Origin of the sequence: Bacillus sp. FJAT-27001 (assembly GCF_019039175.1) — a bacterium.
In the GTDB taxonomy this organism is placed as follows: domain Bacteria; phylum Bacillota; class Bacilli; order Bacillales; family Bacillaceae; genus Bacillus; species Bacillus velezensis.
This window is the reverse complement of record NZ_JAHOAA010000008.1, coordinates 45055-57621: the sequence shown is the minus strand read 5'-3', so window position 1 is coordinate 57621 and position 12567 is coordinate 45055. Positions and strand designations below refer to the sequence as shown.

At 49.3% G+C, this 12567-nt stretch carries 12 protein-coding genes; 10 read left to right on the top strand and 2 right to left on the bottom strand.

Going from position 1 to position 12567, the window contains the following annotated elements:
• The first annotated feature begins 21 nt into the window (after window positions 1-21).
• The 8 genes from BGM27_RS18105 to BGM27_RS18070 all read left to right on the top strand — a co-directional run bounded on the left by BGM27_RS18105 (window position 22) and on the right by BGM27_RS18070 (window position 7931).
• Window positions 22-1140, top strand: coding sequence for an endospore germination permease GerKB (locus tag BGM27_RS18105; RefSeq protein ID WP_007410257.1), 1119 nt, complete (start codon window positions 22-24; stop codon window positions 1138-1140).
• A 168-nt stretch (window positions 1141-1308) separates the two neighbouring features.
• A complete protein-coding gene (locus tag BGM27_RS18100; RefSeq protein WP_029326230.1) occupies window positions 1309-2634 on the top strand; it encodes an LLM class flavin-dependent oxidoreductase in 1326 nt (441 codons plus the stop codon).
• Window positions 2635-2647: 13 nt separating this feature from the next.
• Entirely contained in the window at window positions 2648-3139 is a 492-nt protein-coding gene (locus tag BGM27_RS18095; RefSeq protein ID WP_007410259.1) for a GNAT family N-acetyltransferase, read from the top strand.
• Window positions 3140-3167: 28 nt separating this feature from the next.
• A complete protein-coding gene (locus BGM27_RS18090; protein ID WP_007410260.1) occupies window positions 3168-3959 on the top strand; it encodes an amino acid ABC transporter substrate-binding protein in 792 nt (263 codons plus the stop codon).
• Window positions 3960-3981: 22 nt separating this feature from the next.
• Window positions 3982-4656 carry an amino acid ABC transporter permease gene (locus tag BGM27_RS18085; protein ID WP_007410261.1) on the top strand — a complete coding sequence of 225 codons (675 nt, stop codon included), beginning with the start codon at window positions 3982-3984 and terminating at the stop codon, window positions 4654-4656.
• Between the two features lie 13 nt (window positions 4657-4669).
• Entirely contained in the window at window positions 4670-5419 is a 750-nt protein-coding gene (locus BGM27_RS18080) for an amino acid ABC transporter ATP-binding protein (protein ID WP_007410262.1), read from the top strand.
• Between the two features lie 17 nt (window positions 5420-5436).
• A complete protein-coding gene (locus tag BGM27_RS18075; protein ID WP_007410263.1) occupies window positions 5437-6588 on the top strand; it encodes a M20 peptidase aminoacylase family protein in 1152 nt (383 codons plus the stop codon).
• Window positions 6585-7931: an MmgE/PrpD family protein gene (locus BGM27_RS18070; protein ID WP_007410264.1), complete on the top strand. Its 1347-nt coding sequence runs from the start codon at window positions 6585-6587 to the stop codon at window positions 7929-7931. The genes BGM27_RS18075 and BGM27_RS18070 overlap by 4 nt, the downstream gene beginning before the upstream one ends.
• Before the next feature lie 103 nt (window positions 7932-8034).
• Here the strand turns inward: BGM27_RS18070 and BGM27_RS18065 are convergent, their stop codons facing one another.
• Window positions 8035-8718, bottom strand: coding sequence for an ABC transporter ATP-binding protein (locus BGM27_RS18065; RefSeq protein WP_007410265.1), 684 nt, complete (start codon window positions 8716-8718; stop codon window positions 8035-8037).
• Between the two features lie 14 nt (window positions 8719-8732).
• On the bottom strand, window positions 8733-10145 hold the full coding sequence (locus tag BGM27_RS18060; protein ID WP_007410266.1) for an ABC transporter permease: 1413 nt from the start codon (window positions 10143-10145) through the stop codon (window positions 8733-8735).
• A gap of 212 nt (window positions 10146-10357) precedes the next feature.
• Between BGM27_RS18060 and yclJ the strand changes: the two genes are divergently transcribed.
• Window positions 10358-11041 carry a two-component system response regulator YclJ gene (gene yclJ / locus BGM27_RS18055; protein ID WP_007410267.1) on the top strand — a complete coding sequence of 228 codons (684 nt, stop codon included), beginning with the start codon at window positions 10358-10360 and terminating at the stop codon, window positions 11039-11041.
• Window positions 11028-12461 (top strand): two-component system sensor histidine kinase YclK, encoded by a 1434-nt coding sequence (yclK, locus tag BGM27_RS18050; protein WP_020953885.1) that lies wholly within the window; start codon window positions 11028-11030, stop codon window positions 12459-12461. The genes yclJ and yclK overlap by 14 nt, the downstream gene beginning before the upstream one ends.
• The last annotated feature ends 106 nt before the right edge of the window (window positions 12462-12567 follow it).

Below are 12567 nucleotides of genomic sequence, written 5' to 3'. Positions count from 1 at the left end.
GAGGAGAAAGGAGCGAAGCGTATGGAAAATGCGAAAATCGGCACGCGTCAGCTGTTTATTATGATCATTTTGTTTGAATTGGGCAGTTCGTTATTGATCCCGCCGGGCACGATGGCCGGGCGGGATGCGTGGCTGTCCGTGCTTCTCGGGTGCGTTATCGGTCTCGGACTTTTCTACGTTTATCAGGCGCTGTATCAATTTTTTCCTGAGTCTTCTCCGAGAGATTACATGAACGAACTGATCGGCAGACATCTGAGCTGGGCGGTCTCCCTTCTTTATATTCTCTATTTTGCTTATATCGCCGCCCGCGTATTGCGGGATTTCGGCGAAATGCTTGTCACCTTCGCCTATCAGGACACGCCGATTTTAATTGTGAATGCCATGCTGATGATCGCCGCGATATTCGCGGTCAGAAAGGGAATTGAAGTGATAGCGAGAGCCGGCGAGCTGCTGTTTGGCATTATGTATTTCCTGACAGCCGTCGGGCTGATCCTCATTATCAGCTCAGGCACGATAAACCTCAGATTTCTCCAGCCCGTTTTAGCGGAGGGTGCAGGAACGGTCATTTATTCCGTGTTTAAACAGACGATGTTCATCCCGTTCGGTGAATTAATCGTGTTTGTCATGATTTTTCCTTACTTAAAGGATCGGAAAAAGGTGCGGAAAACCGGATTTCTGGCGATTATCATCAGCGGCCTGTTTTTGGCGATGTCAGTGGCGATTAATATTTGTGTGCTGGACGTCAACTTAATGCTCCGCTCTCAATTTCCGCTGCTGAGCACCATACAGACAATTAAAGTGGAAGAGTTTTTAGACCGGCTGGATGTCTTTTTCATGCTCGTGCTCGTCATCGGCGGTTTTTTCAAAGTCAGCCTTTTTACATATGCGGTTGTCGTGGGCGTGTCCACGCTTTTTAAAGAAAAAAATCCGTCCCAGCTGGCCTTCCCGGTCGGATTGGGGGTGCTGATTCTCTCCATCAGCATCGCAAGCAATTTTTCGGAACACATGAATGAAGGCTTAAAAGTTGTGCCGACCTATATTCATCTTCCGTTTCAAGTGCTGTTCCCCGTTTTGCTGCTTATCATTGCCGTTATTAAGAAAAAGATCAAAGGGACCGTCTATACAGTTTCGAAGAAATAACCCGGCCGGTGCGCCGGGTTATTTTAAAAATCATGATTTTTGTCTTAATGCATTGACAAACTTGCGTGACAATTGTACATTTTGATTTATTCTTATAAAATTACTAGGAAATATAGGTTTAATCATGTTAATATGTTCCGAACCGTATTTCAGAATAGAAGGAGATCCATCATGACAAAGAAAAAAGAAATCAAACTCGGTGTGTTTCTCGCGGGTACCGGCCATCATGTCGCTTCTTGGAGACATCCTCAGGCACCGGCGGACGCGAGCATGAATTTGGATTATTTCAAAGAACTGGCGAAAACGGCTGAGCGGGGGAAATTGGACATGCTGTTTTTGGCGGACAGTTTATCAATAGACGGCAAATCACACCCGAATGTGCTGACGCGCTTTGAGCCGTTTACGCTGCTGTCGGCGCTCGCTCAGGTCACATCCCGCATCGGTCTGACGGCGACCGCGTCTACCACATACAGCGAACCGTTCCATATCGCGAGACAATTTGCATCGCTTGACCATCTTTCCAACGGCCGCGCGGGCTGGAATGTCGTTACATCTTCGATTGAATCGACCGCGCTTAATTTCAGCGGCGAAAAGCATCTTGAGCACCATCTCAGATATCAGCGCGCGGAAGAATTCGTTGAAGTCGTCAAAGGATTATGGGATTCGTGGGAGGAAGACGCCTTTATCCGTGACAAAGAATCAGGAGCATTTTTCGATAAAGACAAAATGCATGAATTGAACCATAAAGGAACATATTTCTCCGTGAGAGGGCCGTTAAATGTCGCCCGCACACCTCAAGGGCGCCCGGTCATTATTCAGGCCGGATCATCAGGAGACGGAAAAGCGCTGGCCGCCAAAACGGCGGAGGTCATTTTTACCGCGCAAAATCATTTGGAGTCCGCGCAGGAATTTTATCAATCTATTAAAGAACAAGCGGCTTCTTTCGGCCGTGATCCTGAAAAAATCGCGATCATGCCGGGGATTTTTCCCGTTATCGCCGATACCGAAGAAGAAGCGCAGGCAAAATATGAAGAGCTCCAAGACCTCATCATTCCGTCTGTCGGCCTGAACATCCTGCAAAACTATCTGGGCGGCGTCGACCTTTCCGCCTGCCCGCTTGACGGCCCGCTGCCTGAATTGGATGCGGATGCGTCGAATGCCGTTAAAAGCCGCTTCAAGCTCGTTCAGGAGATGGCCAAACGCGATAACATGACCATCCGCGAGCTGTACAAATATGTGGCGGGTTCAAGAGGCCATCATATCTTTGTCGGAACGCCAGAACAGCTTGCCGATAAGATGGAAGAATGGGTCGGAAAACAAGCTTGTGACGGTTTCAACATCATGCCGCCGCTTTTGCCTGAAGGTCTCACTCTTTTTGTAGACAAAGTGATTCCGATTTTACAAGAACGGGGCGTGTTCAGAAAAGAGTATGAAGGAACGACGCTCAGAGAACATTTCGGACTGGAAAAACCGGCAAACCGATATGCCGACTAAAGGAGGGCTCATCATGTCAAGACAATACCGGCTCGCAACGGAGGCAGACGCTGATGAGCTGCTTTCACTGACACTGCGGGCGTATGAACCGATCCGCAAGCTCGGCATCAACTTTGCCGCTGCCACGGCGGATAAAGAACTCGTTTTGAATAACATACAAAAAAACGCCTGTTACGTTTTGGAGGAAGACGGCCGGATTCTGGCGACGATTTCTCTGCGGATGCCGTGGGGGCCTAATCCCGGGCCGTACGGTGTTCCACATATTTGGTGGTTTGCCGTCGATCCTGAAACCGGAAAAAAAGGGACGGGCTCAGACATGCTGGAGTGGCTGGAACATACAGTGCTCCGCGATACATTAAAAGCGCCTTTCGTGTCACTGGGCACAGCGGACAAGCATCCGTGGCTGATTGGCATGTACGAGCGAAAAGGCTACGTCCGTGCAGGCGAAAAGGATTTAGGAAAAGGGCACATCACCATCTATTTAAAAAAACAATTGCAGGATTAACATATTAATAGGAAAAGGCGGGATTTTAATGAAGAAGAAAACATGGGCTTTGCTGCTGTCTGCCGTGCTTTTGGCGGTCTTATCAGCATGCGGAAACGGAAAAGAAAGCGAAGGCGGCGATAACGTACTGCATGTCGGCGCCACGGGACAAAGCTATCCGTTCGCATATAAAGAAAACGGCAAGCTGACCGGCTTTGACGTGGATGTCATGGAAGCCGTCGCGAAAAAAATCAACATGAAGCTGGACTGGAAACTGCTTGAATTCAGCGGTCTGATGGGAGAGCTCCAGACCGGCAAACTCGACACCATCTCTAACCAGGTCGCTGTCACGGACGAACGCAAGAAAACGTATAACTTCACAGAACCGTATTCGTATGCGGGCACTCAAATCGTCGTCAAAAACGATAACAAAGACATCAAATCAGTCAACGATCTAAAAGGAAAAACAGTGGCGGCCGTTCTGGGCTCAAACCACGCGAAAAACCTTGAGAGCAAGGACCCGGATAAAAAAATCAATATGAAAACGTATGAAACACAAGAAGGCACGCTGAAAGACGTGGCTTACGGACGGGTTGACGCTTATGTAAACAGCCGCAGCGTCCTGATCGCACAGATCAAAAAGACCGGTCTGCCTCTGAAATTAGCAGGAGACCCGATTGTCTATGAAAAAGTCGCTTTCCCGTTTGCGAAAGATGCGGCTCACGATAAAATCCGCAAAAAAGTAAACAAAGCCATTGAAGACCTGCGAAAAGACGGCACGCTGAAAAAGCTGTCTGAAAAGTACTTTAAAGAAGATATCACAACAGAAGCAAAGCATTAAGAAACGGCGGTGAAAATCGAGAATGAACAGCATTGATTGGGGATTTATGTTTTCAGCTTTTCCCGCGTTAATCGAAGCCTTGCCGATCACATTACTAATGGCCGTCGCGGCCATGGTATTTGCCGTGATCGGCGGCCTTATATTAGCGCTTATCACAAAAAATCGTGTTCCTGTGCTTCACCAGCTGTCAAAGGTGTATATTTCATTTTTCCGGGGCGTGCCGACGCTCGTCCAGCTTTTCTTAATTTATTACGGCCTGCCTCAGCTGTTTCCTGGAATGAGCAAGATGACGGCGTTAACTGCGGCGATTATCGGGTTAAGCCTGAAGAATGCCGCCTACTTGGCTGAAATCTTCCGCGCGGCGCTCAATTCAGTCGATGAGGGGCAGCTTGAAGCCTGTCTGTCTGTCGGAATGACAAAATCCCAGGCGTACAGGCGGATCATTTTCCCGCAAGCCGTCAGAAACGCGCTTCCCGCGACGGGAAATACGTTTATCGGCCTGTTAAAAGAAACATCGCTCGCCTTTACATTAGGAGTGATGGAGATGTTCGCCCAAGGAAAAATGTACGCATCAGGCAACCTCAAATATTTTGAGACGTATTTAGCCGTCGCGGTCATGTACTGGATTCTTACGATTATTTACAGTGTGCTGCAGGATCTGCTCGAACGGGCGATCAGCAAGCCTTATCGCACATAGGAGGAGGCTCAGGATGATACAAGTCAGACATATTCGAAAAGCATTTAAAGACCTTACCGTACTTGACGGGATCGACCTTGAGATCAAAAGCGGCGAAGTCACGGCCATCATCGGCCCGTCAGGCTCGGGAAAATCAACGCTCCTCCGTTGTTTGAATCTGCTGGAGCGCCCGGATGACGGCATCATTGAAATCGGTGATGCAAAGCTGAATGCAGCGTCCTATTCGCGCAAAGACGTTCATAAGCTTCGCCAGCAGACGGCGATGGTGTTTCAGAATTACAACCTGTTCAAAAACAAAACCGCCCTGCAAAATGTGACAGAGGCGCTGATCACCGCGCAAAAGAAACCGAAAAAAGAAGCGGAACAGATCGGTATGGATCTGTTGCGGCAAGTCGGTTTAGAACACAAAGCGGACAGCTACCCGATTACGATGTCAGGCGGACAGCAGCAGCGGATCGGGATTGCGCGCGCCTTGGCCGTTGATCCTCACGCGATTTTACTGGATGAACCGACTTCGGCCCTTGACCCTGAGCTTGTAGCCGGGGTGCTCCAAGTCATCAAATCAATTGCCGAAAAACAGACAACCATGATCATCGTCACGCATGAGATGGCTTTTGCTCGTGAAGTGGCCGACAAAGTTATTTTTATGGCAGACGGACGCATCATCGAACAGGGAACGCCGGAAGAGCTGTTTGACAATCCGCAGAACGAACGGACGAAAAAATTCATTAAGCAAGTGGGAGAGCCCGCCGAATTTGTCTAAGAAGGGAAGAAGAAGAAATGGCAAATGAAACGTATGAATCATTAAACAAACGTTTAATCAATATCCGCCGCGACCTTCATGAACACCCTGAGCTGTCAGGCGAGGAATACGAAACGACGAATAAAATCCGCCGCTGGCTGGAGGAAGAAGGAATTACGGTTCTTGATATGCCGAAACTTCAAACCGGAGTGATCGCTGAAATCAAAGGAGACAAAAGCGGCCCCGTCATCGCCGTCAGAGCGGACATCGACGCATTGCCGATCGAAGAGAAAACAAACCTTCCGTTTGCTTCGCGCAACAGCGGCGTGATGCACGCCTGCGGCCATGATTTCCATACGGCATCTATCCTCGGCACGGCTTTTTTATTAAATGAGAGAAAGCATGAGCTGAAAGGAACGGTGCGGTTTATTTTTCAGCCCGCGGAAGAAATCGCCGCCGGAGCAAGACAGGTCATTGAAGCCGGCGCGCTTGACGGTGTATCGGCGATATTCGGCATGCATAACAAACCTGACCTCCCCGTCGGCACGGTCGGTCTGAAAGAAGGCCCGCTGATGGCGAGTGTCGACCGCTTTGAAATCACTGTTAAAGGAAAAGGCGGCCACGCCGGAATCCCTGATAACAGCATTGATCCGATTCAGGCGGCAGGACAGATCATCGGCGGCCTGCAATCAGTTGTCAGCAGAAATATCAGCTCGCTTTATAATGCTGTCGTCAGCATCACAAGAGTTCAAGGCGGCAGCTCTTGGAATGTCATCCCGGACCATGTTGAAATGGAAGGCACCGTCCGGACGTTTCAAAAGGAAGCGCGTGACGCTGTTCCGAAACATATGAAGCGGGTTGCCGAAGGAATCGCAGCCGGATTCGGGGCAGAGGCTGATTTCCGCTGGTATCCTTACCTTCCGTCAGTGATGAACGACGCCCGTTTCATACAGGCGGCGGAACAAACGGCTGAAAGCCTCGGGCTTCAAACCGTTCGGGCAGAACAGTCGCCCGGCGGGGAAGACTTCGCATTATATCAAGAAAAAATCCCCGGCTTCTTCGTCTGGATGGGAACAAACGGAACGGAAGAATGGCACCATCCCGCCTTCACACTCGACGAAAAAGCGCTCCCGGCAGCGGCTGAGTTTTTCGCCCGGCTTGCCGTCAACGTATTGGAGCAGACGGAATGAATACGGAAAATCTGACGGCCGGACTTGCTCAGGCCGTCATGTCGTCTGTGCCGGAAACATCCGCTGAAGCGATGAAAGAAGCGCGCAAAGGACTGCTTGATTTTACAGCGGCAGCTTTTGCGGGGAGACGGGATAAAGGAGTTGAAAAGCTGGTAAAACTGGCCGAAGAAGAAGGCGGGGTGCCGATAGCGCCGCTTATCGGCAGAAATCAAAAAACCACGCCGTCCCAATCCGCGCTCATTAACGGATTCATCGCACATGCGCTTGATTTTGACGATGTTCATTCTGATGTAAGAGGACATCCGAGCGCAGTCATCCTTCCGGCTTTGATTGCAGCCGCATCAGCCGGCCGTATAGACAAAAGCCGTTTTCTCGGTGCTTATGTGACGGGAATCGAAGTGATGGCGCGGCTCGGCGAGTCAGCTGGAAGGCATCATTACGAGAAAGGCTGGCATAATACAGGAACGTTAGGTGCCATTGCGGCCGCATGCGCCGTCGGATTCGCGGAGAATCTGAATCAAAACCAATTGCAGAAAGCAATCGGGTTTGCGGCTGCCCGCTCCGGAGGCATGAGAGTGCAATTCGGGACAGAAATGAAGCCGCTCCACGCCGGACTGGCCGCTCAAGCCGGGTTGTTCGCCGTAAAGCTTGCAAAGGCCGGTTTCGGCGGCTCAGTTCATGCGCTCGACGGGGAGAAAGGTTTTTTCGGACTGTACGGCGATCTTGAACGGGCAGAAACCCTCCTTGTAAGCGGGTGGGGAAAACCTTGGCGGATTGTGAGCCCGGGACTTTGGTTTAAGGTTTATCCGTTTTGTTCGGCGGCTCATCATGCGGCGGACGCCATTCTCAAGCTGAAGGCCGAACATGGTCTCACTTTCGGCCAAACGGAACGGATCGACGTGATTTATCCGCCGGGCGGTGACGCTGCATTGACAGAACGGCGTCCGAAAACAGGCGAAGCGGGAAGATTCAGCGTGGAATATGTGATCACCTTGGCTTTGCACGGTAAGGATTTTTCAGTTGAACATTTCACATCCGAGCCGATTCCGGAATCCCTTCAAAAAGGATTTGAGCGGATTCACCGCAGTTGCGATGACCAAATTCAGCCGGCTGACAACGCCGTTCCGAAGGGCCGTTTTACAATTGTACGGGTCACGGCTTCCGGCGGTCATGTCTATGAAACACGTATCGACTGTCCGAAGGGAGCGCCGGGAAACGGTCTTTCTGAAAAAGACATTGAAGACAAACTCCGGCTCGCTTTGCCGGGAGAAGAGAAAAAGGCGGAAGAATTGATCAAAGCAGCCGGACAATCAAATATGGACCGTTATTTACAGCTGATATAAATAAAAAGAGCGGGGGGATGCAGCCCTCGCTCTTTTTACGTTCACTTCTATTGAATAGGGGGATATAGGGTGCGCCCCTGTCTGCGCTGGCAGGGGCGCGGTATCAGGAAACGGCCGTGCCGTTTTCTTTAACCGTGAAACTTCCTCTTGATAAGCGGATGTTGATATCCGAAACTTTGGCAATTTGTTCGTCGTGCGTAACCATGATGACGCATTTGCCGTCTTTATGCGCCAGATCCTGAAAGAGCCGGACGATTTCCTTTGACGTATCCTCGTCGAGATTTCCCGTCGGCTCGTCCGCGCAAATCAAATCCGTGTCACAGCAGAAAGCCCGCGCAATTGAAACGCGCTGCTGCTGTCCGCCGCTTAATGTCAGCACCCGCTGACGGGCCTGCTGTTCGGTGATGCCGACTTTTTTCAGCATGCTGAGCGCGAACGCATCTTTGTTGTTCTCCTTAGAGCCGGTGATCTCCATCGCCGTTGTGACATTCTGGAGCGCCGTCATATACGGGATCAGTTGATAAGATTGAAAGACGATAGAGACATATTGATTTCTGAATTTGGTTAATCCGATTTTGGAGATGTCTTTTCCGTTATAAAGGATGCTTCCCTCTTTAGGTGTGTCAAGGCCGCCCGCCAGAGACAGAAACGTTGTTTTCCCCGTTCCGGAGGCGCCGGCAATTGTGTAAAACTTCCCTTTTTCAAAGCTGATCGTTATATCCTGAAACAGCGGCTGTGATTTGTCTTGGTACCAGTAGCCGGTCTGTTGAAAGGTTAATAGGCTCATTATGCTGCCTCCTCTTATTCCTGCTTGGTCAGGATCGTTTTAGGGTGAAGCCGCATGACTGATACAGACGGCAGTAATGTGGCGATGACGGCAATTGCGACGCCGATCCCGCCAAGAATCAGAAGGTCATTCAGCGAGACGTTTACCTGCATTGTACTGATGACATCCGCGCCGGATGAATGCTGACCGAACATGCCGCCCCAGCCGCTTGTTTGCTGCTGTGAATCATCGGCTGAGCTGACCTGCTGGGAAAGAAGCTGATTTCCGAGCTGATTCGCCACAAGGCTGCCCGTGACGGATGCGATCCCGATGGCAATAACGGCGACAACCAGAATTTCCGTTAAGAATTGTCCGATGAGCTTCCAGCGCTTTTCGCCGATCGCCATCAAGACACCCATTTCATACTTGCGTTCCCTGATCGACATCATCACGATCAACCCGAGAATGACCGCGCCCGCGATGGATACAAGGTATACCACGTTTTTAGAAAATGACGCGACATTTTCAATCGGGCCGACCATTTGCTGATACACCTGATCATTTGTCGTCAGCGCGTAGGTTTTATCATCTATAGATGTTTTTTTCGCAGCCGCAACGAATGAGTCAATATATTTGGCATCATCCATATAATAAACAGCTGAGCTGATTTTGTTTTTGTTATCAGACCCTTTTAACGCCGCCGCGGCGGTGTAAGGCGTATAGATTTTATTGTCAGGATTTAAGAATGAAAAATGCTGTGCCTGATCGTCTCCTGATGATGTTGTTTTATAGATTCCCACAATTTTAAGCTTCGTTTTCTTAGAATCATCCGCTGCTGAGGAAACGGTAATGGAGCCGCCGACCTTCAGCTTGTTTTGATCTGCCAGCGTTTCATTAATCACGGCGACTTTTCCGTCCGCATCTGTTTTTGTGATGGCGCGGCCGTCAGTGATTTTTGAGCTCCCGCCTGTGAAATCATCAAGCAATGCCGTAGAGAGCACGCCTTCGATCGAGATATCAGCTGAAATCATCTGTCTTCCGCCGCCTTGAAAACGGCCGGCGCCGGAACTGTTATCGGCTGATTCGCCTGAGCTTTTTATCGCATCAAAGCTTTCTGCATTTGCTGACGCTGTCGTGAGGAAGTTGTAATTTTTAACATGCTGTAAAGATGTAAGCTTCTTGGCATCTGAGACGGAAATCGGCGTTGATTCAAACGTCCTCTTTTCACCGTCTTTTTGCTGCTGCGCCATTTGCTTTTGGCGGTCAGCCTGGAGTGTGACGCTCCCGCCGAGCTGCTGCCTTGCCAGTTCGCTTGATTTCTTTGCCGCTGACTGGATCGTAAGACCGGACAGGACAAAAATGCAAATCACTGAAAACACAACCAGCTGCAAAAATGTTTTTCCCTTTTTTTCCTTCATACTCCAAAAGGCTCTTTTTATAAAGTTCATGTCTGTTCCTCCGTGTGGGTGTCAGATCTTGTAAAACCGGCCTTCTTTAGCACCGGTCATCCGATATGTATATAGTAGGAGAAATGTATGAAAAAAATATGAACAAACTATTTCCGGGTGATGAAATAAAAACTAACAATTGTGAAACCCGAAAACATCCGAGTAAAATGGTGCTATTATAAGAAAAAGCGTCAAGATAAGCGGAGGAACCAATGAAGATATTAATGATAGAAGACAATATAAGCGTATGCACCATGACGGAAATGTTCTTTTTTAAAGAAGGGTTTGAAGCCGAATTTGTCCATGACGGAGTGGAAGGCTATCAGCGGTTCACGGAAGAGGACTGGGATTTAGTCATTCTGGACATTATGCTTCCATCCATGGACGGAGTGACGATCTGCCGGAAAATAAGAGAGACGAGCAGTGTGCCGATTATTATGCTGACCGCAAAGGACACGGAGTCCGACCAGGTGATCGGGTTTGAAATGGGGGCCGACGATTATGTCACCAAGCCGTTCAGCCCGCTGACACTAGTAGCGCGGATTAAAGCGGTGATCAGAAGATACCGGGCGACGGGGCAGGCCGTAAAAAGCGACGACTTGATCGAAACGGCGTGTTTTTCAATCAATAAGAAGACGCGGGAAGTGTTTCTGCACGGAAAACCTGTCGAGAATCTGACGCCGAAGGAATTCGATCTGCTCTTTTATCTCGCACAAAACCCGCGCCAGGTTTTTTCGAGAGAGCAGCTGCTTGAGCAGGTGTGGGGCTATCAATTTTACGGCGATGAACGTACGGTTGATGTTCATATTAAACGGCTGCGCAAAAAACTGTCCAGTGAGGAAAAACCGTTTTTATACACGGTGTGGGGGGTAGGATACAAATTTGATGAGGATTAAATACTTATATCAGCTGCTGTTAAGCCATGTCAGCATTTTGATTTTGGCCTTTTTCATCATCATTTCCCTGTTTTCGCACTTTGTGAAAGATTTTGCGTATCAAAATAAAGTGGATGAGCTGTCATCTTACGCCCAGCAGATCACAAGTGAGCTGAACGGCCGCGAGCTTGATCTGCGCCGCCTGTATCCGTATCAGGACATGTTAAAAACGCGCGAGACCAGGTTTATTATTTTTGATGAACATCAGCGGCCTTACTTTTTTCCTGACGATATGCCGCCGCGCGAGAAGCTGAAAAGTAAAGAGTGGCACATGCTGAAGCAAGGGAAAACCGTTCAGATCAGAGCGGAGATGAACCGTTTTAATACGGAAGGCTTAGAAGTATCGCTTGTCGCAAAACCGCTTTTTATCAACGATCAATTTAAAGGCGCGGTGCTGCTCGTGTCTCCCGTCAGAGGGGTCGAGCAGATGATCAGCCAGGTCAACCGCTATATGATTTACGCGATCATCAGCACCCTTATCATCACGATTCTGCTGAGCTGGCTTTTATCTAAATTTCACGTCAAGCGGATTCAGACATTGCGGGATGCGACCGGAAAAGTGGCATCCGGTGATTATGATATTTCTCTTAAAAACAGCGGCGGCGATGAAATCGGCATGCTGGCGTCCGATTTCAACATCATGGCCAAAAATCTGAAGCAATCGAGAGAGCAGATTGACCGCCTTGAAAAACGGAGGCGCCAATTTATCGCCGATGTCTCCCATGAGCTGAGAACGCCTTTGACGACCATTAACGGACTTGTGGAGGGGCTTAACAGCAACACCATCCCGGAAAAAGATAAAGAGAAATGCTTCTCGCTGATCAGCGAAGAAACGAAGCGGATGCTCAGGCTCGTGAAAGAAAACCTGGATTATGAAAAAATCAGATCCCAACAAATCAAACTGGACAAGCTCAGTCTGCCGCTCATCGAGGTGTTTGAAATTATTAAAGAGCATCTCAATCAGCAGGCGGAGGAAAAGCAAAATCAGCTGCGGATTCAAGTGGAGGACGGCGTCAAAGTATTCGCCGATTATGACAGGCTGATCCAGATTCTCGTCAACATCACGAAAAACAGCATTCAATTTACGCAAAAGGGAGACATCACGCTGCGCGGGTATGAAGGCTATAAAGAAACGGTGATTGAAATCGAAGACACCGGGATCGGCATCTCCAAAGAGGAAATTGAGCATATATGGGAGCGGTTTTATAAGGCGGACGTGTCCCGGACGAATACGGCATACGGCGAATACGGACTCGGCCTGTCCATCGTCAGGCAGCTCGTCGAAATGCACAAGGGCACGATAGATATTGACAGCGAAAAAGGAAAAGGCACGACCTTTACAATCCGCCTTCCGCTGAATACGAAACATGAATCATCTTGAAAGCGGCGGTCCCGTCTGGCCGCCGTCTGTTTTAACTCCACTCGGAAAATTGCGCTCTGCCGAAACAAAGTTTGCGTGTTTTTCGGGATGGAAAGAGACGGAAACG

Coding starts and splice junctions, on each gene's coding strand:
- BGM27_RS18075 (WP_007410263.1), top strand. CDS start 5,437: ATGGCAAATGAAACGTATGAATCATTAAACAAACGTTTAATCAATATC.
- BGM27_RS18090 (WP_007410260.1), top strand. CDS start 3,168: ATGAAGAAGAAAACATGGGCTTTGCTGCTGTCTGCCGTGCTTTTGGCG.
- BGM27_RS18070 (WP_007410264.1), top strand. CDS start 6,585: ATGAATACGGAAAATCTGACGGCCGGACTTGCTCAGGCCGTCATGTCG.
- yclJ (WP_007410267.1), top strand. CDS start 10,358: ATGAAGATATTAATGATAGAAGACAATATAAGCGTATGCACCATGACG.
- BGM27_RS18065 (WP_007410265.1), bottom strand. CDS start 8,718: ATGAGCCTATTAACCTTTCAACAGACCGGCTACTGGTACCAAGACAAA.
- BGM27_RS18085 (WP_007410261.1), top strand. CDS start 3,982: ATGAACAGCATTGATTGGGGATTTATGTTTTCAGCTTTTCCCGCGTTA.
- BGM27_RS18080 (WP_007410262.1), top strand. CDS start 4,670: ATGATACAAGTCAGACATATTCGAAAAGCATTTAAAGACCTTACCGTA.
- BGM27_RS18095 (WP_007410259.1), top strand. CDS start 2,648: ATGTCAAGACAATACCGGCTCGCAACGGAGGCAGACGCTGATGAGCTG.
- BGM27_RS18105 (WP_007410257.1), top strand. CDS start 22: ATGGAAAATGCGAAAATCGGCACGCGTCAGCTGTTTATTATGATCATT.
- BGM27_RS18060 (WP_007410266.1), bottom strand. CDS start 10,145: ATGAACTTTATAAAAAGAGCCTTTTGGAGTATGAAGGAAAAAAAGGGA.